25 protein-coding genes and 2 pseudogenes are annotated in these 26,068 nt (G+C 60.3%); 17 read left to right on the top strand and 10 right to left on the bottom strand.

Features of this window, described 5'->3' with window-relative positions; all coding sequences use genetic code 11:
- The first annotated feature begins 25 nt into the window (after positions 1-25).
- The 6 genes from O4H53_RS21320 to O4H53_RS21295 all read left to right on the top strand — a co-directional run bounded on the left by O4H53_RS21320 (position 26) and on the right by O4H53_RS21295 (position 5,254).
- Positions 26-364, top strand: a complete 339-nt coding sequence (locus tag O4H53_RS21320) for a DUF736 domain-containing protein (RefSeq protein ID WP_064225042.1) — start codon at positions 26-28, stop codon at positions 362-364.
- A gap of 493 nt (positions 365-857) precedes the next feature.
- Complete coding sequence (gene repA, locus O4H53_RS21315) at positions 858-2,069, top strand: plasmid partitioning protein RepA (protein ID WP_064225041.1); 1,212 nt, start codon at positions 858-860, stop codon at positions 2,067-2,069.
- 103 nt (positions 2,070-2,172) lie between these two features.
- A complete protein-coding gene (gene repB / locus O4H53_RS21310; RefSeq protein WP_269366973.1) occupies positions 2,173-3,168 on the top strand; it encodes a plasmid partitioning protein RepB in 996 nt (331 codons plus the stop codon).
- 160 nt (positions 3,169-3,328) lie between these two features.
- Positions 3,329-4,609 carry a plasmid replication protein RepC gene (gene repC, locus O4H53_RS21305; protein ID WP_064225039.1) on the top strand — a complete coding sequence of 427 codons (1,281 nt, stop codon included), beginning with the start codon at positions 3,329-3,331 and terminating at the stop codon, positions 4,607-4,609.
- A 55-nt stretch (positions 4,610-4,664) separates the two neighbouring features.
- Positions 4,665-4,922, top strand: a complete 258-nt coding sequence (locus tag O4H53_RS21300) for a type II toxin-antitoxin system ParD family antitoxin (protein WP_064225038.1) — start codon at positions 4,665-4,667, stop codon at positions 4,920-4,922.
- Positions 4,919-5,254: a type II toxin-antitoxin system RelE/ParE family toxin gene (locus tag O4H53_RS21295; RefSeq protein WP_064225037.1), complete on the top strand. Its 336-nt coding sequence runs from the start codon at positions 4,919-4,921 to the stop codon at positions 5,252-5,254. The genes O4H53_RS21300 and O4H53_RS21295 overlap by 4 nt, the downstream gene beginning before the upstream one ends.
- A gap of 6 nt (positions 5,255-5,260) precedes the next feature.
- Here O4H53_RS21295 and O4H53_RS21290 read toward each other — a convergent pair whose 3' ends face one another.
- Positions 5,261-6,376, bottom strand: coding sequence for a tyrosine-type recombinase/integrase (locus tag O4H53_RS21290; protein WP_065331088.1), 1,116 nt, complete (start codon positions 6,374-6,376; stop codon positions 5,261-5,263).
- 150 nt (positions 6,377-6,526) lie between these two features.
- Between O4H53_RS21290 and O4H53_RS27205 the strand changes: the two are divergent.
- Positions 6,527-6,634: pseudogene (locus O4H53_RS27205) on the top strand (DUF1403 family protein); the annotation flags it as partial.
- Positions 6,635-6,851: 217 nt separating this feature from the next.
- Here O4H53_RS27205 and O4H53_RS21285 read toward each other — a convergent pair.
- Genes O4H53_RS21285 through O4H53_RS21275 form a run of 3 tightly spaced genes read right to left on the bottom strand, consistent with a single transcriptional unit; the run spans position 6,852 to position 10,207 of the window.
- Positions 6,852-7,703: a TniQ family protein gene (locus O4H53_RS21285; protein WP_082852112.1), complete on the bottom strand. Its 852-nt coding sequence runs from the start codon at positions 7,701-7,703 to the stop codon at positions 6,852-6,854.
- Positions 7,700-8,581 (bottom strand): TniB family NTP-binding protein, encoded by an 882-nt coding sequence (locus O4H53_RS21280; RefSeq protein WP_067267035.1) that lies wholly within the window; start codon positions 8,579-8,581, stop codon positions 7,700-7,702. The genes O4H53_RS21285 and O4H53_RS21280 overlap by 4 nt, the downstream gene beginning before the upstream one ends.
- A 12-nt stretch (positions 8,582-8,593) precedes the next feature.
- Positions 8,594-10,207 carry a Mu transposase C-terminal domain-containing protein gene (locus tag O4H53_RS21275; RefSeq protein WP_107817728.1) on the bottom strand — a complete coding sequence of 538 codons (1,614 nt, stop codon included), beginning with the start codon at positions 10,205-10,207 and terminating at the stop codon, positions 8,594-8,596.
- Positions 10,208-10,363: 156 nt separating this feature from the next.
- On the opposite strand from O4H53_RS21275, the pseudogene O4H53_RS21270 reads away from it, so the two are divergent.
- A pseudogene (locus O4H53_RS21270) lies at positions 10,364-10,972 on the top strand (IS3 family transposase); the annotation flags it as partial.
- A 146-nt stretch (positions 10,973-11,118) separates the two neighbouring features.
- Positions 11,119-12,245, top strand: a protein-coding gene (locus O4H53_RS21265; protein ID WP_240310525.1) for an IS3 family transposase whose coding sequence is annotated in 2 segments (ribosomal slippage) — positions 11,119-11,380 and positions 11,380-12,245 — 1,128 coding nt in all. Because the reading frame shifts where the segments join, the coding sequence is not laid out codon by codon here.
- Positions 12,246-12,304: 59 nt separating this feature from the next.
- Here the strand turns inward: O4H53_RS21265 and O4H53_RS21260 are convergent.
- Positions 12,305-12,643 (bottom strand): TetR/AcrR family transcriptional regulator, encoded by a 339-nt coding sequence (locus O4H53_RS21260; protein WP_067264464.1) that lies wholly within the window; start codon positions 12,641-12,643, stop codon positions 12,305-12,307.
- Between the two features lie 167 nt (positions 12,644-12,810).
- On the opposite strand from O4H53_RS21260, the gene O4H53_RS21255 reads away from it, so the two are divergent.
- The 6 genes from O4H53_RS21255 to ugpC all read left to right on the top strand — a co-directional run bounded on the left by O4H53_RS21255 (position 12,811) and on the right by ugpC (position 18,709).
- Positions 12,811-13,653, top strand: a complete 843-nt coding sequence (locus O4H53_RS21255) for a metallophosphoesterase (RefSeq protein WP_067264461.1) — start codon at positions 12,811-12,813, stop codon at positions 13,651-13,653.
- A gap of 45 nt (positions 13,654-13,698) precedes the next feature.
- Positions 13,699-15,012, top strand: coding sequence for an ABC transporter substrate-binding protein (locus O4H53_RS21250; protein WP_269366966.1), 1,314 nt, complete (start codon positions 13,699-13,701; stop codon positions 15,010-15,012).
- Positions 15,013-15,074: 62 nt separating this feature from the next.
- Positions 15,075-16,010, top strand: coding sequence for a carbohydrate ABC transporter permease (locus tag O4H53_RS21245; RefSeq protein ID WP_082852031.1), 936 nt, complete (start codon positions 15,075-15,077; stop codon positions 16,008-16,010).
- Positions 16,000-16,863 (top strand): carbohydrate ABC transporter permease, encoded by an 864-nt coding sequence (locus tag O4H53_RS21240; protein ID WP_067263926.1) that lies wholly within the window; start codon positions 16,000-16,002, stop codon positions 16,861-16,863. The genes O4H53_RS21245 and O4H53_RS21240 overlap by 11 nt, the downstream gene beginning before the upstream one ends.
- Entirely contained in the window at positions 16,863-17,606 is a 744-nt protein-coding gene (locus O4H53_RS21235) for a tyrosine-protein phosphatase (protein ID WP_067267189.1), read from the top strand. The genes O4H53_RS21240 and O4H53_RS21235 overlap by 1 nt, the downstream gene beginning before the upstream one ends.
- Positions 17,603-18,709, top strand: a complete 1,107-nt coding sequence (gene ugpC, locus O4H53_RS21230) for a sn-glycerol-3-phosphate ABC transporter ATP-binding protein UgpC (protein ID WP_067264170.1) — start codon at positions 17,603-17,605, stop codon at positions 18,707-18,709. Before O4H53_RS21235 ends, ugpC begins: the two co-directional genes overlap by 4 nt.
- An 18-nt stretch (positions 18,710-18,727) precedes the next feature.
- On the opposite strand, the gene O4H53_RS21225 is transcribed toward ugpC, so the two are convergent.
- From O4H53_RS21225 to O4H53_RS21205, 5 genes are all read right to left on the bottom strand, one after another.
- Complete coding sequence (locus O4H53_RS21225) at positions 18,728-19,111, bottom strand: enoyl-CoA hydratase-related protein (protein ID WP_067264167.1); 384 nt, start codon at positions 19,109-19,111, stop codon at positions 18,728-18,730.
- A gap of 69 nt (positions 19,112-19,180) precedes the next feature.
- The gene (locus tag O4H53_RS21220; protein ID WP_082852112.1) at positions 19,181-20,032 is read right to left on the bottom strand and encodes a TniQ family protein; all 852 of its coding nucleotides are present in this window, start codon (positions 20,030-20,032) and stop codon (positions 19,181-19,183) included.
- Positions 20,029-20,910: a TniB family NTP-binding protein gene (locus O4H53_RS21215; RefSeq protein WP_067267035.1), complete on the bottom strand. Its 882-nt coding sequence runs from the start codon at positions 20,908-20,910 to the stop codon at positions 20,029-20,031. Before O4H53_RS21215 ends, O4H53_RS21220 begins: the two co-directional genes overlap by 4 nt.
- Before the next feature lie 12 nt (positions 20,911-20,922).
- The gene (locus tag O4H53_RS21210) at positions 20,923-22,536 is read right to left on the bottom strand and encodes a Mu transposase C-terminal domain-containing protein (protein ID WP_107817728.1); all 1,614 of its coding nucleotides are present in this window, start codon (positions 22,534-22,536) and stop codon (positions 20,923-20,925) included.
- Positions 22,537-22,818: 282 nt separating this feature from the next.
- Positions 22,819-23,724, bottom strand: coding sequence for a hypothetical protein (locus O4H53_RS21205; protein ID WP_114295287.1), 906 nt, complete (start codon positions 23,722-23,724; stop codon positions 22,819-22,821).
- A gap of 1,130 nt (positions 23,725-24,854) precedes the next feature.
- Here O4H53_RS21205 and O4H53_RS21200 point away from each other — a divergent pair.
- Positions 24,855-25,193, top strand: a complete 339-nt coding sequence (locus O4H53_RS21200; RefSeq protein ID WP_064225024.1) for a DUF736 domain-containing protein — start codon at positions 24,855-24,857, stop codon at positions 25,191-25,193.
- 634 nt (positions 25,194-25,827) lie between these two features.
- A complete protein-coding gene (locus O4H53_RS21195; protein WP_235602448.1) occupies positions 25,828-26,004 on the top strand; it encodes a hypothetical protein in 177 nt (58 codons plus the stop codon).
- Positions 26,005-26,068: the final 64 nt, after the last annotated feature.

Below are 26,068 nucleotides of genomic sequence, written 5' to 3'. Positions count from 1 at the left end.
TGCAACGCAAACAAGGAGAAGAGCAATGACCACGAACTGCATCAAATTCACCAGCGCCGACATCGAAACCGCCAAGGGCGTCGGCTCCATCTCGACCTTGACCTTCGACCTCGACATCACAGTCGAACCCGTCGCGAGCACGAACCCGATGGCCCCCACACACCGCGTCCTCGGCCGCTCCCCGCGTGGCAAGCTGGTTGAGTGCGGCGGCATCTGGAAGAAGCAGAACAAGGAGACCGGCGCCGACTACTTCACGCTGACCATCCGCGACCACGGCTTCAACGCCAACCTCGGCAAGGCGGCAAGCCAGGACGATCTGTCCCTGCAGGCGATCATCCCCTGGGGCCCCAAAGACGCCGCGTGACGCAAAGAATCGGCTGGGGCAACCCAGCCGATTCTCGTTGTCTCCTATGGCACTGACACGATTTATTATGTGTTGGAGTGGCATGGGCGATGTGTTTGACGGAACCAAGTGACCACGGTTCAGATGTAGAACTTTTCTGATGCAGCTCGCTGCGTGGCTGTCGTGTTTGCGGATCCGCTAGGCGTTTCGACGCTTCAAGCCATGTGCCGTTTGACAGCCGTGCAGTTACATAAATGTATTTTAAAACAGTAGGTTAAAGTATTTTTACCGCGCCGTTCGAGTTGAGTGCTGCGCAGAAGGCCGCACCGTTGGTTCCATATGTTGGGCCGCCTTTTTCGCCGCTCACTATAGCTTGTCGCCGCATCTAGACTCGATCGTGCTGCGGGAGTGCATAAGCCACCGCGTGAAAATCGTTGTTAAGACTCATTTTTCCGTGTAGATGACACTTTAAAGGGATAAATTGCTGAAAAAGCGATATTTAGAGGGCAGGCGGATGCGAGATAGGTCATTTACGGCTGATACGAAGGATCAACCCTTCGACGAGATCATCCTTCAACAGGGAGAGCTGATTTCTGACCGTCTCAATATGTTGCGGCAGGAACAGTATCCTCCAGATGCCCAGAAAGGTCTACGTCAGTTTTCGCTGGCGGAGGTCGCTTATTATCTCGGCGTGACCCAGTCGACAATCAAGAAGCTCCACCTAGAAGGTAAGGGGCCTGATCCCGAAACCTCGTCGTCGGGGAGGCGTAGTTATTCAGCTGAGCAAATGCTCGAACTGCGGGCGTATTTGGACAAGCATGGTCGGCCTGGAAAGCGGCGGTATGTGCCCCATCGGCGTGAAGGTGAGGAACTGCATGTAGTTTCTGTCGTCAACTTCAAAGGCGGGTCCGGAAAGACGACGACTGCGGCTCATCTGGCTCAGCACTTGGCGCTGAAAGGGCATCGTGTACTGGCGATCGATCTTGACCCGCAGGCATCACTGACAGCTCTGCATGGTATTCAGCCGGAGCTCGATAATGTTCCATCGCTCTACGAGACGCTCCGCTACGATGATCAACGCAAGCCAATTATCGAAGTAATCCGACCAACGAACTTTCCTAACCTTGATATCGTGCCTGCAAGTTTGGAACTTCAAGAGTATGAGTACGATACCCCCGTTGCCTTGACGAGCAGCGACCCCCACGAGGGGCGCCTTTTCTTCACTCGGATCTCTAAGGCGCTCGACGAAGTCGATGATCGCTATGATGTCGTGGTGATCGATTGCCCACCGCAGCTTGGCTATCTCACGCTGACCGCACTGACAGCCTCGTCGTCAGTCATCGTCACCGTCCACCCACAGATGCTGGACGTTATGTCGATGAGTCAATTTCTGCTCATGCTTGGCGGAATCATGAAGACAATACGAGACGCTGGCGCGAACATGCGACTGAAATGGTTTCGCTATCTGGTTACCAGGTTTGAACCCACTGATGGCCCTCAGAAGCAGATGGTCGGGTTTCTGCAGGCGATGTTCCCGAACCAGATGCTTACCGCGCCTGTTTTGAAATCCACGGCGATCTCCGACGCTGGGATTACTAAACAGACACTCTACGAGGTCGAGCGCTCCCAGTTTGTTCGCACAACTTATGACCGGGCAATCACTTCACTGAACGACGTGAACGATGAGGTTTCGGAGCTGATCCACAAAGCATGGGGGCGCGAATGACGACGTCTTTGACAGCCGTGCAGATTGATAGTTTTGACAGCCGTGCAGACAGCCATTTGTCCAGAGTGTTCACGTCTATGATCGCCCAGAAGGAGACAGTTTGATGGCTCGTAAAGACCTCCTGAAAAATGTGATGGCCAGTTCTTCCGAGCAGCCGAAGGACTCTGGCCGATCAGGCTATGCGATGCGTGGCGCATCAAAGTCCATGAAGGTCTCGATTGACAATCTTGCCGAAAATTCGAAGCGCTTGCTCGAAGGGGAAACCATCGTCGAAATCGATCCCCAATTGATCGATGTGTCCTTCATTTCGGATCGTCTCAGCGACGACGACGAGGCCTTCAACGAGCTGAAGGAGTCGATTGCAACTGGTCGCCAGGACACTCCAGTACTGCTTCGCCCGCACCCGGATCTGGACGGTCGCTATATGATCGTCTTCGGCCATCGGCGTGTGCGCGTGGCGTCAGCCCTTGGCCGGAAGGTTCGCGCTGTAGCCAAACCAATGGACGATGTGGCGCACATTCTCGCCCAAGGGCAAGAGAACACGGCGCGCGCGGATCTTTCATTCATCGAGAAGGCGCTTTTCGCAAAAAGCCTCCTTGATATGGGGCAGGCGAAGGATGTGATCCAGTCGGCGCTGACCATTGATGGAACGCTGTTGTCGCGCATGTTGTCTGTCGCGCAGAACATCCCGAGGCATGTGATTGAGCGGATCGGTCCCGCTAAGCAGATTGGCCGTGACCGCTGGGAGGATTTCAAGAAGCTGGCTTCGGAGTCTGCGAACCAAAAGGTCCTTGAAGGTGCCTTGGAACTCGAAGGGTTTCACGAGCTGGATAGCGATGCAAGGTTCGAGCTCCTGCACAGCAGACTGGCAGAGGCGGGCAGGACACCCAAGCGCAGAAAGACGCGCATGGCACCCAAGAAGCGCACCTGGACCGCCGGCAAAGGCCGCATCAAAGGGGTAATCGGCCGGTCCGGAAGGGCATTCAGTATTTCGCTGACAGCACAGGATTCAACCGAGTTCGGAGACTTTCTCTCCGGTCGACTGGATCAGCTCTACAGCGAATTCCTCGCAACAAAAGAGGAGCAGTCGGAACAATGATCTAGGCAAAAGAAAAGCCCCCAAGCAGCGTGGCCTGAGAGCTAATCTGAAAAGTTTGGTCGCTTAGAAGATACCTCTCCCACGAATCACTGTCAACGATGAACGCTTTTGAGCGAACGGCTTTCTTTTGCCTCCACATAACCGGAGGTGAGATACAGGCATGAAACATACAGGTTGGCGCAAGCCGACACCGGGTCTTGGGGTTGCTGAGCAACTTGCCCAAGCCGGTGAACGGGTAGCAGTACCCAAAACACGAGCATTTGTCGCGCTCAAGCGCGTTGGTGCACATATCGGCCTGAAGGCTGGCGACATGATGCTCCTCGACACGCTCGGGGCCTTCACCCAGGCCCAGGACTGGGAGGAGGGGCAGCGCCCGATCGTCTGGGCGTCGAACGCCTATCTGATGGAGCGGACGGGCTTTTCGCTCTCCGCGCTCAAGCGCCATGCGCGGCGCCTGGCCGAGATCGGCGTGATTTCCTTTCAGGACAGCCCGAATGGCAAGCGGTGGGGCCGTAGGGACGCCGATGGGCGCATCGTTGAGGCGTATGGCTTCGATCTGTCGCCGCTTTCAGCCCGTGTCGAGGAGTTCGAGGAGCTTCATGCCGAGCTGCAGGCCGAGCGCGAGCTCTGCCAGCGCCTGAAGCGTCAGATTACGGTGGCACGCCGGATGATCCGCGCTCGGATTGAGGCGGCTATCAGCAGCGCGCTGCGCGGGCCCTGGAGCCAATTCACTGGACTCTTTGAGGAACTTCTGGACCGGCTTCCGCGTCGTCATGAAGCCTCTGAGCAGTTGGAACGGCTACTGTTGTGGTTCAAGGAACTTCAGGAACGGGTCGAAGCGGCCTATCTCAAGGCGACTGGTGCGACAAAACCTGTGGAAAACATCGGTAACAAAGACACCCAAATCACAAAAAAGACTCAAGAAATGGACCCCAGGGAGGTCATTTCTGAACCTCATATACTAATTACAAATCAACTTAATCCTGTAACTAGTAATTCCTCTGAAAAAGAGGAAGCGGCGGGCGTGGTACCCAATGCTCCACCCGAAGAGTGGGTTGATAGGGAGCTGGAAGACTGGGTTGCCGAGGTGCGCAAGAAGCGGACGGCGCTCGATCTGCCGACAATCATGCAGGCCTGTCCGGAATTCGCGTCCTGGGCGCGCAATATGGGTGGATTCCTGAAGGATTGGGGCGACCTGCACCGCGTTGCCGGGCAACTCAGGCCGATGATCGGTATCTCAGAGCATGCCTGGAACGTAGCGCAGGATCGAATGGGGACCCAAGTGGCCACGGCCGCATTTGCGCTCGTCTTCGAGAAGCACAGTGTCGGTGAGGTTGCCTCGCCGGGCGGATATCTTCGGGGCATGGTCGAGAAGGCTGGGGCAGGAGAGCTGCATTTGGAGCGTAGTTTCTATGGCAGGCTCAGCGGGCAGGCGGCGTGACGTATTGATAAATAAGTGGCATTGGCATATATTGCCAACAAAGGAGATCTGACACATGGTGACACGCAACGTTGTCCTGACCGAACCTCAGGATCAACTGGTTCAAGCCTTGGTGGCATCCGGGCGCTACCAGAACGTGAGTGAAGCAATGCGCGCTGGCCTGAGATTGCTGGAGCAGGAAGAAGCACAACTAGCCGGGATCCGGAAAGGTCTAATTGAAGGTCTGGCGCAGGCCAAGGCGGGCGATCTTGCGGAGGGAAGCGGCAAAGATGCGATCCGTAGGGCCTTTGCGACTGCGCGCGCGCGTTCATGAGCCGATCCTTCCGGCTGACTCGTCGTGCGGAAGCTAGCCTCACTGAAATCGGCAGATGGACGATCGAGAATTTCGGGCTGCGCCAAGCGGAGCTTTACGAGGCCGAATTGCTCAACTGCTGTGAAAGAATTCTGAACGGCCAGGCCCATAGCCGGAGTTGCGCAGTTCTCGTTGATGATGTCGAAGACCTGCGGTTCATAAGGGCAGGGGAACATTTCCTTGTGTTTCTGGATCGATCGGACGAGGTCATCATCGTGGATATCCTCCATTCCCGCAGCGATCTCCCTCGCCATGTTGCCTCACTTTCGGCTTTGAAGTCCGAAGACTCCTGATCCACATCACAACCCGGCTGCCTTCGTCAGGTTCACCCGGAACCTGTCTCGGCGACGCTGATAGCGGCGAGTCATCTCGGCCGAAGCGTGCCCCAGCTGCTTCTGGACATAGCGCTCGTCGACTTCGGCGGAGCTGGCGAGACCGGCGCGTAGGCTGTGGCCAGAGAACATAGCGAGGCGGTCTTTCTCAGGCAGGTCCGACCGGATGCCCGCGTCCAGGACCGTGCGCTTGATCAGCCGCGCAACGTGTTTGTCGTTGAGCCGCTTGTCAGAGGCGCGTTTGCCATCCCGCGAGGTGCCGACAAAGACAGGGCCGAAGTCGATCCTGGCGAAGTGCAGCCATTGCTCGAGTGCATGGACAGGGCAGGTCTGGTCCTTGGAGCCGCGGCCGATCTCAACCTCGCGCCAGCCGGTCTTTGCGTTCAGGGTCAGTACGACGCCCTTGTCGAAGATCTCGATCCAGCCGCCCGAGTCCGGCGTGTCGTCCTTGTGAACGTCGAGGCTGACAATTTCCGACCGACGCAGACCGCCCGCGTAGCCAATCAGCAGGATCGCCCGATCCCGCAAGCCGCGCAGGTCGTAGGGCAGGGCGGCGATCATCGCCAGAATATCCTCGGCCAGAATCGCTTCCTTCTGCACCGGCGGGCGCGCGTGCTTGCGTTTGATCCCAGCCAACACCGTCGCGATGTGGCGGTTCTTACGATCGAGGGTGAATCCGCGTTGCGCATAGTTCCAGGCGAGGCCGGAGAGGCGGCGATCGATCGTGCTGACCGACAGGGGGCGGGACGCCCACTGCGAAGGGGAGGGGCCTGACCCGGAGGCGAGATCGGCGAGGTAAAGGCCGATCATCTCGGATGAGGGGGGCAGGGGCTCCACTCCCTTCATCCGGCACCAGCGCGCAAAATGCGCCCAATCCTTGGCATAGGCCTTCAGCGTGTTGTCGGACGCTGCAGCGCGGGCATAGTCGCGGGCGGTGTCGACCAGGCGATCAAGGCTGCCGGAGCCCGCGACATGGGAGGGCAGGGCGATCCCATCGCTTTTTTCTTGATTTCTCGCGTCGCCCTGAGCATTATGACTTGCATCAGAGTTTGATGATGTCGATTTCTCGTCCTCTGCGGCCATTTTCCAGTGAATCCAGCGATGAAATTAAACTGATTTTCAGCGTATCTTTTTATGTCCGATAATGCAAACTTATTGGACGCAGCCGAGAACAACAGGGCGGGGCGGTTAGTGTGCTATTTTCTAGCAGAAAGCGCCGTGCCAATGTAGGCTCTGTGCAGGACATTTGCCCGACTGGATCATATCAGCGACCTCGACACGCTACCCCGGATGCCCGCCTGGGTCACCTCCGCGTGCGCTGAAACCCTTGAAGACATAAGCCCCAATTTAACAGCTAAACAGACGCAATAGCTGTCGGGATGGAAGCCGCTCGATCAACCCTCGAAACGCTGCGATGCCCGGCGCGTGGCCTCCCGCTTGACGCTGAGAAACAGGACCGCCATGCAGCCAACCAGTTGTCACTTAGCACTTAAATGTGAGAATGCGGTCGATTTGAAGATTTTTGGCACTTTAAGCTGAGAATCATCTGGCCCGGGTTTCATATCAGTTGGAACTGCTGGGGTGGTCCCCACTCGATCGCCGGGCTTACCAAATGGTCTGTCGCCATGACAAAGCGCTTTCTGTTCTCGCCCATCATGTGCCCGTGCAGCATCTTCAGCATCGGTGGCCCTGCGCGGTCAATGATCGCCACGCCTGCCAGGAGCGCGGGTCGGATGCAGAGTGGCAGGATGGGGTGTTTTGGCGAATGTGGAAACGAAGTCTCCCTGGCCAGTATGGCATCGAAATCGGGGACGATGGCGCCGAGGAGCCGGTAGCGCCAGAGATCGCCGTCACGCGGGGGCGGCCAGGGGATGCGGCGCATGAGCAGAAGCCGCGCGATCTCCAGAGGTGGCAGCCATGTTTCCACGCGGCGCTCTGCGTGGTTGTTCAACAAGGTCTCACCGCGACGTGCTGCCGCGCGATATGGCTCAAGCGTCCGTTCGCCGTCACTGGTGGTCTTGTCCTGGTAGGGTTCCCCACAGTGCGAGCAAGTGATCCGCCACCCCTGCAATTCGCTTCTAAGAATTGGCGGAGGGCTGACATCGGTTTGAGTGCACCGCCCGCAACGCTGCATTGGACTCTTGGCGATGAACCGGTGAGCCGCTTTGGGGGCACCCGCGAAGCTCAGGCTGCGTACAAGTTGCGGGCTGACACCGAACATCCCCGCAATCCGGTTCGCTTGGGCGTTGGTCAGGGAAAAATCGATTGCCTCAAGGGATGTCGCATCCGGCAATCCATGGCGCAACATGGTCAACGGCGTGACGCCATAGAAGTCCGCGTGGCGACTGATCCAGGATGACAGGACTTCGCCGCGCAGAGGTGGCAAGGTGACGGGCAGGGGTCCCGTCATGCGAAGACCGCTTCGGCATCAAATGCAGGCACCCAAGCCTCGACGGCGCCGTCGGTGATGTGTTCGGTCCCGCTCTCGATAGCCTCGATCGCAAGACTGCCCAGCATCTGGAAGATGTTCGCCGTGATACCGTCCGTAATCTGCAGAATGCGCCGCAGGGATTTCGGCGTCAGCACAGAGGGTCGCCGCAATGGCGTATTGCGCAGGATCGACGCGATCAGCGTCTCGAAGTCTTCGTTGGCGGCCCAACGGTTCAGGGTGAGTTGCTCGAAGCGTCGCGCAAGTTGAACGTCACCGCCGATGGCTTCCCGGGCGTCGTTCACGCCGAAGCAGACCAGTGAGATTTGGAGCCGATTGCTGAGAAAGCGCAGCATGTTGAGCACGATACGTTGCTCTCGATAGGTCCCGGCGAGGATGTTGTGGACCTCGTCGATGACCAGAACCTGGGTGCCGATTGCCTTCATAATCCGCAGCGTCGCCTGTTCCATCTGAGCAATATCGGCCCGCGGTGCCTGGGGTGCGCCGAGGAGGGAAAGCAGTTCACCATAGAAGCGCCGCTCGCCGGGGCGGCTAACCATTTCCATGGCCAGGACCGGTGTCTTCAGAATCCCGGTACGGCGATCAAGATGTGGCGGATGCTGATCGCGGAAGCGTTGCATGATCATGGTCTTGCCCATCCCGCTGTCGCCATAGATCGCGACAGACGGCATGCGGGAACCTCTCGGATGATCAAGGAGCGCCTCGAGGCGATCGAGGGCTTGCTTTGCGCGAGGGTAGAGAACCCAACGGCGGGACCTGATGGCGCGAATGCGTCCCGCCTGGGGTTCAGACAGCAGGGCTGCCGCGTCGGCGGTAAGATGAGGGTGATCGTTCGTCATTATGGCTCCAGCTCATTCGGTGTCCTCAACAAAAGGCACCGGTTTGCTGGAGTCGACACCACGGAGCGTGCCCGTATCCCGGAGGTCGTCGGCACGCCTCGGCTGAGCTTTGCCGCGCCGCACGGCAGCGGTTCTGTTTACGGCCTCATCAACCAACTTCCGCTGTTCGAGTGCGGTCCTCACAACCGCGCGGCTATCGACTTCACGCCGCCCTTTCTCACGCAGGGTGCGACGCGCCGTCAAAGCCTCGTGCAGGGAAATGGGTGCCAGGGTCAGGTCCGCGTAGCGGGCTTCGACGAAGTTGCCTGAGGGCCGCCGCACGAACACACGCGACATATCACGCGGATCATACTTCACGAGAAGCCGCCGCTCAGTCCGGCCGACATCGGCGCTGAGTGCGGCTGACCAGTAGCGCAGATCGAACAGGTGAATGCCGGTTGGACGCAAGGTCCGTTCCTGCTCCGGCAGGAAAGAGACCCAGAACTGCAATCGATCCTCAGGCAGCCGCAGAGGGATCTCGCCTTCATGGTCCCACCAGACGGCGAGGGGAGGGCGGCTCAGCGAGCTGTGGATGGATTGATGATAGGACCCGACAATGTCGAGGGCGATATAGCGCTCCAACTCGCGCAGGGTCAGCGCCGCATGTTTTCTTGAATCATACTCCGCGAGGTCCTGAGCGTTGCTGAAGGTCGTACCGGGCAACAGGTGCAGCCGTCCCATCTGGGTGCCGATCAAACGCTCGATATGTCCGCCGAAGCGCGGCGTACCCGGCGGTCGCCAGTCGATCGCAATGCCTGCATTCTCGCAGCCACGTTTGAACGCGCGACTCCGGAAATCCGCGCCATTGTCCACATGCACCCGGTCGGGAAGGCCGGCCACGGGCCAGGGCTCTTCGATCTCGCGCGCTTTGAGCCAGGCCGTCTTGTCATAGACCGAATGCAGCAGGCATAGGCTCGTCGAAAGCCGGGATGGCGCATCCATGGTCAAGTAGAAGCCCGTCACCATACGGCTAAAGACATCCATGGCCAGGGTCAGCCACGGTCGTCCGATTGGTTCGCGGGTTTCCTCATCGACGACAAAGATGTCGGCCTTCGTGTGATCGATCTGAACAATCTCGAGGGGTCGGGAGGTGCTCAGTGTTCCCGGGACCGCCGTCGTTGCTTTTACGGTCCGCGTTTCGCCCCGACGCTGCGCCCGGTGGCGCAGGTCCAGGTCGCCCAGCCGCCGCTCGATCGTTCGGCGATGCGGCGACTTCAATCCTGCCGAAGCGCAATCCGTTTCAATGTCCCGCACCAGCTGCGAGACCGGTGGCCGGGTCGGTTTCAGATAGTACGTGCGGATTGCCTTCTCGATGATCTCCTCGCGCCGAGCATCCAAAGCGCGATGGCCCGTCGGGCGTCCGCGCTTGGTCTCAACGAGCGACATGACAGTTCCGTCCGCCCGAAACCGCCTCAGCAAACGGTAGGTCGTCGCTTGGCTGACCTGCAGTTCGGAGGCAAGATCGGCAATAGCGGCCACTGTTGACTCACCGGAACTGGATTCCAGGAATCTGCGGATCGCAGCCGCACGGCGACAGGCTTCTGCCCACACGGCGTCGTCTATCTCGTATAGAAGTGGTTCGGTCACAATGAGAACCCGACAAAATCGGAGCCACAATTATCGAATTAAGGGCTAAAGTCCAGTCTCCATTATTAATTTAAGTGCCAATTCTCACATTTAGGGGCAAAGCTAAGTCATTGAAATAAGGAAGATCAGATTATCATCTTTAAGTGCTAAGTGACAGGGTTGATGCCGATCTATCAGAAACCCAACACAAGCAGGCCGGCGAAGGGGCACAAGACCTATCCCTACCTGCTCAGAGGGCTGCGGGTAGAACGCCCAAACCAGGTCTGGTGCTCGGATATCACCTATCTGCCTATGAGACGCGGGTTCCTCTACCTCGTGGCGATCATGGACTGGCACAACCGCAAGGTTCTGTCCTGGCGGATCTCGAACACGTTGGAAGCCCAGTTCTGCGTCGACGCGTTGAACGAGGCCATCCACAACTTCGGCCCGCCCGAGATCATGAATACCGATCAAGGATCCCAGTTCACGTCCTTTGCCTGGACGGATCGGCTCCGCCGATCAGGGGTGAGGATATCGATGGATGGGAAAGGCCGGTTCCTCGACAACATCTTCATCGAGAGGTTGTGGCGCACCCTGAAATACGAATGCGTCTACCTGCATGCTTGGGAGACCGGATCGGAGACGAAAGAGGCCATCCGGAAATGGATGACCTTCTACAACCACCAGCGCCCGCATTCAGCCCTGGGCGGCCAGCCTCCGGCGCTGGTCTACTGGCAGAGAAATGATATCAACCAACCCGATCAGCAGGTGCAACGAGTAGCTTAAATTACGCCAGATCCTGTCCAAGAGATGGGGAGTAGCTCAAACACTGCTTTGCGACACAAACTTGTCGACCCATGCGCCACTGAAGTGGTCCCAGGAATCCGGACAGTCGGCTAAGGTGTATCCCAAACCTTTGAAGGGATACGAGAATGGCGAAGCGCCGGAACTTTACAGACCAGTTTAAAGCCAAGGTGGCGTTGGAAGCGCTGCGTGGCGACAAGACCGTGCAGGAGATCGCGGCGAAGCATCAGCTGCACCCTAACCAGGTCAGCACGTGGAAGCGGCAGGCCATCGAGGGCATGGCGGACGTATTCTCGGGCGGCAAGCAAAGCGGCCCGACCGAAGCCGAAGTCAAGGAGCTTCACGCCAAGATCGGGAGGCTGGCGGTGGAGAACGATTTTTTGTCGGAAGGGCTCAAGAGGTGAGCCCGGCAAAGAAACGGTCGATGGTCCAGCGCGACCATCCCGAACTGAGCATCAGCCGGCAATGCAAGCTGGTGAACCTGAGCCGGTCGGCGTTCTACTACACGCCGGTCGGTGTTGATGCCGAGACGCTGGCGATGATGAAAGAGATTGACCGCGTGTTCACGAAGTATCCGTTCTTCGGGTCACGCCAGATCGCGGCCTATCTGCGCCGGGAAGGCACCGTCGTGGGCCGCCATCGCGTGCGCCGACTGATGGCGAAGATGGGGCTGGAGGCAATCTACAAGCGCCCCAGAACCAGCCAGCGGCATCCGCAGCACCCGGTTTATCCGTATCTGCTGAGGAAAATGCAGATCGACCGACCCAACCAGGTCTGGTGTGCGGATATCACCTTCGTGCCTGTCAAGAACGGCTTCCTGTATCTGCTTGCCATCATGGATTGGGCCACGCGCAAGGTGCTCAGCTGGCGGCTGTCGAACACGATGCATGCCGACTTCTGTGTCGAGGCTCTGAACGAGGCCATCGCGAAACACGGCCCACCGGAGATCATGAATACGGATCAAGGGTCGCAGTTCACGGGATCAGCCTGGATCGCGACGTTGACCGAGGCAGGCGTGCGCATCTCGATGGATGGGCGCGGCCGTTACCTCGACAACATCTTCATCGAGCGCCTCTGGCGAAGCCTGAAACAAGAGGCCATCTACCTTGAGGAAATCACCGACGGCTTCCAGGCGCGGCGCGTCGTTAAGGACTGGATGGCCTTCTACAACACCAAGCGGCCCCATTCCGGGCTTGATCGGCGGACGCCAGACGACGCATATTGGGCAGGCTTGGAAAAGCAAAAAGCAGCATGAAACCTAAACCCGATACACCTTAGAAACGCTGCAAACCTGTCCGAAATGATAGGACCACTTCAGTAACCGAACAGGCTCGCCCGATCCGGATCCATCGCGATGAAATCGAGGTAGTCCCGTATGTAACGCTTCACCCGCTCTTCATGAGGCTCGTCCGGGGCGGGTTCGCGGACCAGAAACGCCGTCATCTCGGCGGCCAGATCGGCATAGACGGCCTTGATCAACTCTTCTTTCGACTTGAAATACAGGTACAGAGATCCGATCGCCACGTGCGCCCGTTCGGCGATCTCCGACATCGGACCCTGCAGGCCGGACAGGACGAACTGCTCTCCCGCTGCCTTGATAATGCGCGCCCGTTTGTCGTCGCCGCGCGGTTTTTCTGCCCTGACCAAATTCATGAATGAACCTTCATTCAGTTGTCACATAGTCACGCTAGTCGATGGAAAACCCGAACTCAAGCGGTGAGTCCCGGACCTTTCCGGCCTCACCGGACAACAGCCAGACCCAGCCATCCCGCCGCGGCCACCGGCCGCGATCAGGAAAGGCATGCCCAAGGAGACCCGCGATGCCAAAGACCTTCGTTCACCTCACCGACCTGCACATGTCGAACCCAGATGTTGACGAACCGCACCTCTATTCCGACACGGCCGCGATCCTGCGGGACGCGCTTGCCCGGATCGACGCCCTGCCCGACCGGCCCGAGTTCATCATCGTCAGCGGCGACCTGACCAACAACGAAGACCCGGTCGCCTATCAGCGCCTGCGGGCGATCTGGGACGACGTCGATATTCCGACCCTCTTTGCCCTTGGCAACCACGACAGCCGCCCCGATTTCCGGCGCGAGATGCTGGGCGAAAGCGCCGATCTGGACGCGCCTTACGATCATGAGGCGGTCATCGCGGGGGTCCATGTCATCGTTCTCGACAGCTCGACCCCGGATCAGATCCACGGCACGCTTGAGGACGCGCAGCTTGAATGGCTGGCCGCCGCGCTCGACCGTCACGCGGACCTGCCAAAGGTGGTCGTCCTGCATCACCCGCCGATGATGGGTGCAGACGAACCGGCCTTTGAATGCCTCGCTGCCGAAGATACCGAAAAGCTCCGCAAGGTCCTGAGCGGACGGCCCCTGTTGGGCCTCTTCTGCGGCCATATCCATCAGGACCGCGTGTCGATCTGGAACGGCGTCCCGGTCTTTGTCGGCAACGGCCACCACTCCCGGATGCAGCCCTTCAGCGACATGGCGATCGAAGCCACCGACGGCACCGGATTCTCGGTCTGCACCCTGCGCGACAGCGGGCTGACCGTGAACTTCCTGCCCCAGCCCTCCGAAGGCCGCACCGTAATGGCGATGAGCCATGAAGACGCCGCCCGCCTGATGTCCGAACCCGCCGCCGAGGTCGTGGGCTGATCCTCAGGCCCGCGACCACACCCAAACAAACCGACAGGAGACACCATGACCTTCCCCCTATCCCGCCGCGCGCTGCTTGCGCTTGGTATTGCCACCATGGCCACCGGCCCCGTCTGGGCGCAAATGGCCGACGAGATCATCGAACCGGTCGAGATCAGTTTCTACAACTACAACCTCGCCACCGCCGGGCTGGGTCACGACGCGACCGTTCAGCTGATCGAAGAATTCATGGCCGCGAACCCGATGATCAAGGTCGAGGGCGTCGGCGTGAACGCCTTTGACATGGGCACCCGCGTCCAGACCGATATCGCCGCCCGCCGTCCACCGGATGTCGCGCAGGTGATCTTCTCGGACCTCGCCTACGCCGGGCAGCAGCTGGGCGCCGTGCCGATTGATCAGGCCGTGCCACAGGCCGACTGGGATGCGCATGTGGAGGGCATGGTCCCCTCGGGCCTCGACCTCGGCAAGGTCGGCGACAAGACCTATGCACTGGCTTATACCTTCTCCACCCCGATGGTATTCTACAACGCCGACCTCTTTCGTGAGGCCGGGCTGGACCCCGACCAGCCACCCAAGACATGGGAAGAGGTCAAGGACTACGCCCTGACCATTCAGGACAAGACCGAGGCCAACGGATTTGCCGGCGGCATCATCGGCGTGCAGGTCGGCCCGTACGACTGGCTGCTGCAATCCGTCATCCTGTCCAACGGCGGCAGCGTGATAAACGATGCGGGCACGGCCGTCACCTTTGACCGGCCCGAGACCATCGAGGCAGTCGCCATGCTGCGCGGTCTCAAGGATGCGGGCGTCTACGGCAATATCTCTCGCGGGGAGGCGCTGGAAAGCATGGCGGCGGGCAAGCTTGCGATGTACATCAACTCATCTGCCCTGCAGAACCACCTGCTGAGCCAGGCCGAAGGCAACTATGAACTGCGCGCCGCGCAGATGCCGGGCTTTGGCGAGCGTCCCGCGTCGCCGACCAATTCCGGCAGCGGGCTGGTCATGTTCTCTCAGGACCCGGTCAAGCAGCGCGCGGCGTGGGAGCTGATGAAGTTCCTCACCTCCGAACGGGGCTACACGATCATCACCTCCAAGATTGGCTACCTGCCGCTGCGGACCGCCATCGTCGACGATCCGGAGTATCTGAAGGACTGGGTCGATGCGAACCCGCTGGTCCGCCCGAACCTCGCCCAGCTTGAGCGGATGGAGCCGTGGCGGTCGTACCCCGGCACCAGCTATCGCCAAGTCGCCGCAACGCTGATGGAGGCCGCCGAGCAAGCCGTCTTTGGCGACGGCGACGTGGCCGAGATCATGCAAGGCGCGCAAGCCCGAGCCCAGGCCATGATGCCCGGAAGCTGACCTGAACTTCGGGTCGGCCCCCGGGTCGGCCCGATCCGCCCCCGTTCCTTCGAGGAGCCGAAATGACCGTCGCCGATATCCACACCCCTGCCCGCGCACAGCCGCGCCGATCCCTGAAGATCGGGCGCCTTTCGTTGCCCTGGTTCTTCCTCTTCCCGGCGATTGCCACCTTCGTCATCTGGATCTACGCGCCGCTTGTGCAGGCGGCATGGCTCAGCTTCTACGACTGGAACATGCTCCCTTTCGCACCCAAGACTTTCGTGGGCTGGAAGAACTACGAAAACATCCTCGCCCTGCCCAAGCTCTGGCAGGCGCTTGGCAATACCGCGATCTACATGCTGGGGATGCTGCCCTTTTCGGTGCTCGTGCCGCTGGCCATCGCCATCTGGACCGAAGATCTGCCGCCCCGCGCCCGCAACATCTATCGCGCGCTGATCTTCCTGCCGATGATCATCGCCCCCGTGGTCGCCGCATCTGTCTTCCGCTGGCTGCTCGACCCCGGGCACGGGCTGGTGAATGTCGGGATCACGGCGCTTGGCTTCGAACCCGTCCAGTTCCTGAACGACCCCGATATCGCCATCTGGACGATCATCTTCATCACCGGGTGGAAGCTCGTCGGCTTCGCGACCCTTATCCTGTCGGCCGCCAATGCCAATATCGACCCCTCGCTGGTCGAGGCCGCGCGGATGGACGGCGCGACCCGCTGGCAGATCATCCGCGACATCCGCCTGCCGCTGCTCAGTTCGACCATCCTCTTCCTCGTGATGATGACAATCCTTCTGGGCGCACAGTGGAGCTTTTCCTATATCCACGTCCTGACCGAAGGCGGCCCGCTCGGCGCGACAACGAACATCTACTACCTGCTGTGGGAGTTCGGGTTTTCCTCCCTCTCCGTCGGGTGGAGTTCCGCCGCCGCGATGATCCTCTTCCTCGGCTTCGGCGCCCTCGCCTTCCTCCTGCTGCGTCTGATGGAGCGCTATTCTTTCCATGACAGCTGAAACCGCGACCTTCGCCGTCCCGCGCCGCCGGGCTGTCCGCCGCGCGGGCGCGACCCGGATGCTGCCGGGCCATGCGGCCATGATCCTTCTGTCGCTCATCTGCGTCTTCCCGGTCTACTGGATGATCGTCAGCTCCCTGAGGCCCGCCAACCGCATCTTCGAAGGCACGCTCTGGCCGACGGCCCCGTCGCTGGAAAACTACGCCCAGGCCCTTCAGTCGATCCCCATGGGCGCGATGCTGTGGAACACGGTTGTCGTCTCCGCCTCCGTCACGGTGATCCAGCTTCTGACCGGGGTGCTCGCGGCCTATGCCTTCGCACGCTTCCGGTTCCGGCTGGACTGGGTGGTCTTCGGGCTGGTCGCGCTGACATGGCTGGTCCCGTTGCAGGTCGTGATGATCCCGAACTACCTGCTGGTCGCCCGGCTTGGCCTTCTGGACACGGTCACGGCGCTGGTCCTGCCACATTTCGCCCATGCGCTGGCGATCATGCTGCTGACCCAGTCGATCCGCGCCTTCCCGAAAGAGGTGCTCGAGGCCGCGCGCATGGACGGGGCTGGACATTGGCGGGTTCTGTGGGGGATCATCGTGCCGAACCTCCGCGGGATGATCGCCTCGCTTGCGATCCTGATCTTCATCTCGACCTGGAACGAATATTTCTGGCCGCTGCTGCTGACCCGCACGGCCGAAAATTCGGTCGTCCAGATCGGCATCCAGATGTTCATCACGCAGGAAGGGACGCAATGGGGTCCGCTGATGGCCGCCTCGACCATGGCCAGCCTGCCGATCCTGATCTTTTACGTGGTCCTGCAAAGGCAGGTCATTCAATCCTTTATGAAATCGGGGTTGCGCTGATGAAATTCGACCGAATTCTTTCCGTGCCGGGGGCCTATAACATCCGTGACCTCGGCGGATATCCGGGCACGCAGGGCAGCACCCGCTGGCGCAGCATCCTGCGCGCCGACAGCCTGCACCGGCTGGACGGCCCCGCGATGGACCAGCTGCACGCCATGGGGCTCACTACGGTAATCGACCTGCGGCACGCGGCGGAACACGCACGCTTCCCCAACCCCTTTGCTGACCATCCGGCGGTGATCTACCTTCAGATTCCGCTGTTCGAGAGCCTGCGGATCCCCCACGACATTCCCGAAGATCAGGTGCTGCGCACGCTCTACACCCAGGCGCTCGACAAGCGGCACGACGCCATCGCCCGGACCCTGACCGCGATTGCCGAGGCCCCCGATGGCGCGGTCATGTTCCACTGCACCGCCGGCAAGGACCGCACCGGGCTGATCGCCGCGCTGCTGCTCGCGCTTGGCGGGGTGGATGCCGAGACCATCGCCACCGACTATGCCATGACGCGCGAGTTGCTGGAGCCGATCATCGACGGCCTTCAGGCACATGTTCTGGAACAAGGCACCGACCCGGCCATTGCCGCCGCCGTGCTGGGCAGCGACCCGCAGTCGATGCTGCATCTGCTGGCCCATCTGGACGCGACCTACGGCGGCATCCACCCCTATCTCGACCGGATCGGCCTGACGCCTGCGACGGTCGACGCCCTTTGCGCCCGTATCATCGACATGGAGGCAACCGCATGACCGGTGTCAGCATCCGCGACATCCGCAAATCCTATGACGGCAAACAGGTGGTTCATGGCCTGAACGCCGAGATCCCGGATGGCTGTTTCGCCGCTATCGTCGGCCCGTCGGGCTGCGGCAAGTCCACCCTGCTGCGCATGATCGCGGGGCTGGAGCAGATCACCGGCGGAGAGCTGCGGATCGGCGATCACTTGATGAACGATATCGAACCCTCGGACCGGGGTTGCGCCATGGTCTTTCAGAACTACGCGCTCTATCCTCATATGACCGTGGCCGAGAACCTCGCCTATCCGCTCAAGATCGCCCGCCTGCCCAAGCCCGAGCGTCAGACCCGGATCGAGGAAGCCGCCCGCATCCTCGGCCTCTCCGAGCTTCTGGACCGCCGTCCCGCGCAGCTCTCCGGCGGGCAGCGGCAACGTGTCGCCATGGGCCGGGCCATCGTGCGCAAGCCGGATGTGTTTCTGTTTGACGAACCGCTCTCGAACCTCGATGCCAAGCTGCGGGTACAGATGCGGCTTGAGATCAAGCGCCTGCACCGTCAGCTTGGTGCAACCTCGGTCTTCGTCACCCATGATCAGGTCGAGGCGATGACCATGGCCGATCTGCTGATCGTCATGAACGGCGGCCGGATCGAACAGATCGGCTCCCCGGCCGAGGTCTACGCCCACCCCGCTACGACCTTCGCCGCCAGCTTCATTGGCTCGCCCGCGATGTCGCTGTTTCCCGTCCGGATCGCCGATGGTGTTGGTCATCTGACCGGCGCGGAGGATCATAGGATCGACCTGCCGGGCGTCCGGGCCTCCGGCGACACGATCCTTGGGCTGCGGTCCGAAGATGTCTCCCTCTCGCCCGCCACCGGCAAGGTCCAAGTCCGGATCGAGCTGATCGAGGATTTCGGCGCCGCGCGGCTGGCCCATTGCCGGATGCCGTCGGGCGACTCCGTGGCCGCCACCTTGCCCAAGTCGACCACCCTGCGCGAAGACATGCTGGCGTGGCTCGACTGGCCAGCAGAGGCGCTTCACCTGTTCGACCCACTCAACGGCAGGCGGACCGACCGCACCGGTATGGCCACGTCGAACGTCGGCCCCGAATTCGTCAGCTGATTCGGGGCGCGATTGCCGTCACGCCGGACCTGGACCGCCGATCTTGACCTGTCGGTTAAGGTCGGCGGCGCGCTCAACTTCCAGCACCAGCGCGTCGCTCAGCGGCAGGGCATAGCCGTCGTCCATCAGCGCCTTGATCCGTGCGATGTGGGCCGGGTCCCATTGCGCGATCCCCTCGGCCACCTCGCGCGCGGCACTGGCCAGCGCGTCATCCGGCACGACCCGCGTGACAAAACCAAGCGAAGCAGCCTCTGTCGCAGGCACGCGGCGGGCGGTGAGGGAGATTTCCTTCGCCGTCGACGGCCCGACGACCCGCGGTAGGCGCTGCGACAGGCCCCAGCCCGGCAGCAGCCCGATCTTGGCATGGGTGTCCTGGAAATACGCGCTCTTGTCACTTAGCACTTAAATGTGAGAATGCGGTCGATTTGAAGATTTTTGGCACTTTAAGCTGAGAATCATCTGGCCCGGGTTTCATATCAGTTGGAACTGCTGGGGTGGTCCCCACTCGATCGCCGGGCTTACCAAATGGTCTGTCGCCATGACAAAGCGCTTTCTGTTCTCGCCCATCATGTGCCCGTGCAGCATCTTCAGCATCGGTGGCCCTGCGCGGTCAATGATCGCCACGCCTGCCAGGAGCGCGGGTCGGATGCAGAGTGGCAGGATGGGGTGTTTTGGCGAATGTGGAAACGAAGTCTCCCTGGCCAGTATGGCATCGAAATCGGGGACGATGGCGCCGAGGAGCCGGTAGCGCCAGAGATCGCCGTCACGCGGGGGCGGCCAGGGGATGCGGCGCATGAGCAGAAGCCGCGCGATCTCCAGAGGTGGCAGCCATGTTTCCACGCGGCGCTCTGCGTGGTTGTTCAACAAGGTCTCACCGCGACGTGCTGCCGCGCGATATGGCTCAAGCGTCCGTTCGCCGTCACTGGTGGTCTTGTCCTGGTAGGGTTCCCCACAGTGCGAGCAAGTGATCCGCCACCCCTGCAATTCGCTTCTAAGAATTGGCGGAGGGCTGACATCGGTTTGAGTGCACCGCCCGCAACGCTGCATTGGACTCTTGGCGATGAACCGGTGAGCCGCTTTGGGGGCACCCGCGAAGCTCAGGCTGCGTACAAGTTGCGGGCTGACACCGAACATCCCCGCAATCCGGTTCGCTTGGGCGTTGGTCAGGGAAAAATCGATTGCCTCAAGGGATGTCGCATCCGGCAATCCATGGCGCAACATGGTCAACGGCGTGACGCCATAGAAGTCCGCGTGGCGACTGATCCAGGATGACAGGACTTCGCCGCGCAGAGGTGGCAAGGTGACGGGCAGGGGTCCCGTCATGCGAAGACCGCTTCGGCATCAAATGCAGGCACCCAAGCCTCGACGGCGCCGTCGGTGATGTGTTCGGTCCCGCTCTCGATAGCCTCGATCGCAAGACTGCCCAGCATCTGGAAGATGTTCGCCGTGATACCGTCCGTAATCTGCAGAATGCGCCGCAGGGATTTCGGCGTCAGCACAGAGGGTCGCCGCAATGGCGTATTGCGCAGGATCGACGCGATCAGCGTCTCGAAGTCTTCGTTGGCGGCCCAACGGTTCAGGGTGAGTTGCTCGAAGCGTCGCGCAAGTTGAACGTCACCGCCGATGGCTTCCCGGGCGTCGTTCACGCCGAAGCAGACCAGTGAGATTTGGAGCCGATTGCTGAGAAAGCGCAGCATGTTGAGCACGATACGTTGCTCTCGATAGGTCCCGGCGAGGATGTTGTGGACCTCGTCGATGACCAGAACCTGGGTGCCGATTGCCTTCATAATCCGCAGCGTCGCCTGTTCCATCTGAGCAATATCGGCCCGCGGTGCCTGGGGTGCGCCGAGGAGGGAAAGCAGTTCACCATAGAAGCGCCGCTCGCCGGGGCGGCTAACCATTTCCATGGCCAGGACCGGTGTCTTCAGAATCCCGGTACGGCGATCAAGATGTGGCGGATGCTGATCGCGGAAGCGTTGCATGATCATGGTCTTGCCCATCCCGCTGTCGCCATAGATCGCGACAGACGGCATGCGGGAACCTCTCGGATGATCAAGGAGCGCCTCGAGGCGATCGAGGGCTTGCTTTGCGCGAGGGTAGAGAACCCAACGGCGGGACCTGATGGCGCGAATGCGTCCCGCCTGGGGTTCAGACAGCAGGGCTGCCGCGTCGGCGGTAAGATGAGGGTGATCGTTCGTCATTATGGCTCCAGCTCATTCGGTGTCCTCAACAAAAGGCACCGGTTTGCTGGAGTCGACACCACGGAGCGTGCCCGTATCCCGGAGGTCGTCGGCACGCCTCGGCTGAGCTTTGCCGCGCCGCACGGCAGCGGTTCTGTTTACGGCCTCATCAACCAACTTCCGCTGTTCGAGTGCGGTCCTCACAACCGCGCGGCTATCGACTTCACGCCGCCCTTTCTCACGCAGGGTGCGACGCGCCGTCAAAGCCTCGTGCAGGGAAATGGGTGCCAGGGTCAGGTCCGCGTAGCGGGCTTCGACGAAGTTGCCTGAGGGCCGCCGCACGAACACACGCGACATATCACGCGGATCATACTTCACGAGAAGCCGCCGCTCAGTCCGGCCGACATCGGCGCTGAGTGCGGCTGACCAGTAGCGCAGATCGAACAGGTGAATGCCGGTTGGACGCAAGGTCCGTTCCTGCTCCGGCAGGAAAGAGACCCAGAACTGCAATCGATCCTCAGGCAGCCGCAGAGGGATCTCGCCTTCATGGTCCCACCAGACGGCGAGGGGAGGGCGGCTCAGCGAGCTGTGGATGGATTGATGATAGGACCCGACAATGTCGAGGGCGATATAGCGCTCCAACTCGCGCAGGGTCAGCGCCGCATGTTTTCTTGAATCATACTCCGCGAGGTCCTGAGCGTTGCTGAAGGTCGTACCGGGCAACAGGTGCAGCCGTCCCATCTGGGTGCCGATCAAACGCTCGATATGTCCGCCGAAGCGCGGCGTACCCGGCGGTCGCCAGTCGATCGCAATGCCTGCATTCTCGCAGCCACGTTTGAACGCGCGACTCCGGAAATCCGCGCCATTGTCCACATGCACCCGGTCGGGAAGGCCGGCCACGGGCCAGGGCTCTTCGATCTCGCGCGCTTTGAGCCAGGCCGTCTTGTCATAGACCGAATGCAGCAGGCATAGGCTCGTCGAAAGCCGGGATGGCGCATCCATGGTCAAGTAGAAGCCCGTCACCATACGGCTAAAGACATCCATGGCCAGGGTCAGCCACGGTCGTCCGATTGGTTCGCGGGTTTCCTCATCGACGACAAAGATGTCGGCCTTCGTGTGATCGATCTGAACAATCTCGAGGGGTCGGGAGGTGCTCAGTGTTCCCGGGACCGCCGTCGTTGCTTTTACGGTCCGCGTTTCGCCCCGACGCTGCGCCCGGTGGCGCAGGTCCAGGTCGCCCAGCCGCCGCTCGATCGTTCGGCGATGCGGCGACTTCAATCCTGCCGAAGCGCAATCCGTTTCAATGTCCCGCACCAGCTGCGAGACCGGTGGCCGGGTCGGTTTCAGATAGTACGTGCGGATTGCCTTCTCGATGATCTCCTCGCGCCGAGCATCCAAAGCGCGATGGCCCGTCGGGCGTCCGCGCTTGGTCTCAACGAGCGACATGACAGTTCCGTCCGCCCGAAACCGCCTCAGCAAACGGTAGGTCGTCGCTTGGCTGACCTGCAGTTCGGAGGCAAGATCGGCAATAGCGGCCACTGTTGACTCACCGGAACTGGATTCCAGGAATCTGCGGATCGCAGCCGCACGGCGACAGGCTTCTGCCCACACGGCGTCGTCTATCTCGTATAGAAGTGGTTCGGTCACAATGAGAACCCGACAAAATCGGAGCCACAATTATCGAATTAAGGGCTAAAGTCCAGTCTCCATTATTAATTTAAGTGCCAATTCTCACATTTAGGGGCAAAGCTAAGTCATTGAAATAAGGAAGATCAGATTATCATCTTTAAGTGCTAAGTGACAGGATTTGCGTTTGCACATAGACGCGCTGATGGCGGGAGTGTTTTCCCCTGACATTCACGTTCCCGGAAATTTTCTTTGGGGGGTATGCCCACGAGGAATACGGCGGTTTCAGGCCTGCATACTGCTTTACCGTGGCTGGACGATGATCAACTGCGTCTCGAACACATGCGCGGCGATGTCTGCCACTTGCCGGAGTACGGCTGCTTCGCTTCCGAGAGGCTTGGGCTCACGCGACATCGGAGGTTCGGGTTCCGGCATGATTGCTGCGTCAGATTCTCCTTCCACGATGGACCTTCGCGTCAAGGTTTCAACCACCGGAATGTCCCCCCGGTCAGAAATAGAAGTATCTTGTGGCATACCTGAGCCGCGGCGCAGCTCGGCTTTCTGCCGCCCGCGCCGTTCGGCCTCATGCATTTCCGCCACCAGCGACGGCAGGCGTTCTCCAAGCGGCTGATCGTGTTTCTTCAAAAAACCGTTCAGCTTGTCCTCCAACCCTCGGTTGGTTAGCACTTCGAGAACGCGTGGTTCCGAACACAGCCATGTATTCCCACCATCGAAGGCGACATGGTGTTGCTCATCGTCCAATGGGCCTATCATCCGTGGAGCCACGAAGAGCGAGCGCCGGGCGACATCAGACCGACTCCAGGCTTGATTGATCTCGTTTCGCCTGTGAAAGTGGGGTGCCGCGTAAAAAACGAGGTTTGAGCCATCATCTAACGCCAGCAGGAGTTCATGCTGATCGGAGGTCGTCGCTTCGGTGATGGGGAAACGGTAGTAGGGAACGTTCAGTGTCCCGCCCAAGGCCACGACGGCTTGGTGTTCCTTCGCCGTTCGGCGGACCATACAGTGGGATCGTTTGAATTGCAGAAACAAGGGAACACCTGGCCGGTCGAGCTTCACATCATAGCCGCCCCCTGCTTTGCCTTCCTCGACCAGGCTTGGGAACACGGGTGCGGCTGATAGCGCAACCCAACCGACGAGTTCATTGGTAAGGGCGAACCCGTAAGAGAATTCGGAAATTTCAGGTTTCATTTTTCAGCCGCCGTTGCCAGTATCTTTGAAATCACGCGGATCGGTGAACCGGCTTCTGCACGACTTCTTTAAACCCGATGATTGCATATATGACTGAAGTAACTCTATAACAAAAAAGGGAATTTTATGGACACTACCGCCATCCCTCCCGAAATCCGCCACCAGTGGAATAGCGCAAATATTCCAATCATCGTCCGTTCCGGGATTTCAGGCGATAAGCTCACAGCGCGGTTGCCATATCGTCCCGATAATCGGGGCTGGCTTTTCGGTCTGGCAACCGGACGCCGGAAGCCCGAAGTACAATGGGCTCCCGTCGAGAAAGCCTGGAAGCTACCAGTTAGTTGGCTCAATCGTTTTGTTGACAGTGGCTTGGAACGATATGGACGGCTCTACGTCGTTCAGCCCTACCGTGAAATGGAGAAGTGCGCGCCCGCTTGTCGGAACGCCGTCGGACACGATTGCCAGTGTTCCTGCATGGGCGCGAACCACGGCGCAGGTGATGGCGGTGGATGGTTCGACGTCTCCGAGACGTTTTCGTTCCGATGGGGACCGCAATCTGCGGCGATCAGGTTGATGACCCGAAAGGCATGAACAAAGCTATCGGCTCAGTCGTCAAACGAAGCTCGTAAGTGTTGGCAACGGTTTTTTGGGACCACTGTCACCATTAGTCGGCATGGGTGTCTGCCAGTCTGCCTAGGTGCATTAGTTTGCTTGGCCTCCTCCTGGCTGTCCGAAGTGCCGCACTTTGACTCGTTGTTTCCCTTCGCTTGCTCGGCGCTCTGCTAGGCCCACCATTTGTTCGTTCATAGGTATCATGGATACTTGCCGCGGTTTAGTTGGGAGTGAAAATGAACCCGATGTGCCCTGGTGCGTCTGTCGGTGCAATTCACATTTCCCACCGCGGCCATCGCACTTCTCCCGATTTGTTGCTTTGCATGACATGCTGGTCGCAGCTGTCGTCCCGTCCACAAAGGTTGTCGCCGATCTTTTTCCCTTGGCCCTGCGGGCCATTCCTCGCGCAGCAAAAAGACCGGCGCCTGCCCCTCTCCGCTGCGCTTCGCCTTCGGTGTGGTCAGGCCTTGGCCAGCTGCAAGTTGACCATCATTGCAACGCAAACAAGGAGAAGAGCAATGACCACGAACTGCATCAAATTCACCAGCGCCGATGTTGAGACCGCCAAGGGCGTCGGCTCCATCTCGACCCTGACCTTCGACCTCGACATCACGGTCGAACCCGTCGGGAGCACGAACCCGATGGCCCCCACGCACCGCGTCCTCGGTCGCTCCCCGCGCGGCAAGCTGGTCGAGTGCGGCGGCATCTGGAAGAAGCAGAACAAGGAGACCGGCGCCGACTACTACACGCTGACCATCCGCGACCACGGCTTCAACGCCAACCTCGGCAAGGCCGCTAGCCAAGACGATCCGTCCCTGCAGGCCGTCATCCCCTGGGGCCCCAAAGACGCCGCCTAAGCCATCGGCCAGACCGCTCCGGCGGTCTGGCTTTTTTGTCGTTCCGGGGAACTACCTCTGGGCGGGCCCAAGATCGGTGTCCGAAGAACGCGGCATATTTCGGACGCGGTCATAGTAGCGGGCCGTCGGACCAGGTGGGTCATACACGCTGTTGGGATCCTTCTCTCTGGCTGCGTCGAGGATCGTGTGAACCCTTGACGGCACCAAAGGCCTGTCGGGGGTGCTGGTGGTTCATCTCGCAATAGAATCCCATTCTTTCTCTCCCTCCAGCAACCTGCGTCTGGGTCGTCTTGGCGAAGCCACTGGGTATGCAAACACATCGTTGGCAGCCGGTGATGAAGTCGCAAATCAACGTCATGCTTCCGGGGGCAACGTCTCATGTCAGGGTCACCGCCGCGCACCTTTCCGTCGACCTGTTGGCCTGTCAGATCGCTAGCCCGGGGTCGAGCGGTCGGCAACGCCGGAGGCAGGTTTCTGGACGGCAGACGCCTTGAGCTCTGCTGGGCATCGCTCACAACAAACCTGCCCCCGGCGTGCTCCATTTCATTCCGCCCCGTGGCGGGTGCAGCCCGCTCTCATGCCCCCGGTCTTTTCCACGATCCGTCCAACGACGATCAACGGAAAGGATCACACCATGACACTCGAACAATCCATCGACCTCGCCGAACTGCAAGCCGACATGGCCTTCGATGCCTACCTCGCCGCCTTCGATGAAGATGCCCATCCTGAGTTTCTCGACAGCCTCGAGACCGAGGCACTGATCGCCCGCGGCCGCTACGAAGATCTGCGCAATCAGGGACTGGGTCACTGACCCATGCCCTTGCGGGTCTTCGGGTCCGCAGGGGTCCGACGCCGTCTCTCAGAAGCTTCGTGAC

The organism is Sulfitobacter sp. G21635-S1 (assembly GCF_027213915.1).
In the GTDB taxonomy this organism is placed as follows: domain Bacteria; phylum Pseudomonadota; class Alphaproteobacteria; order Rhodobacterales; family Rhodobacteraceae; genus Sulfitobacter.
The sequence above is the reverse complement of the archived record's forward strand: the minus strand, read 5'-3'. Positions and strand labels throughout refer to the sequence as shown.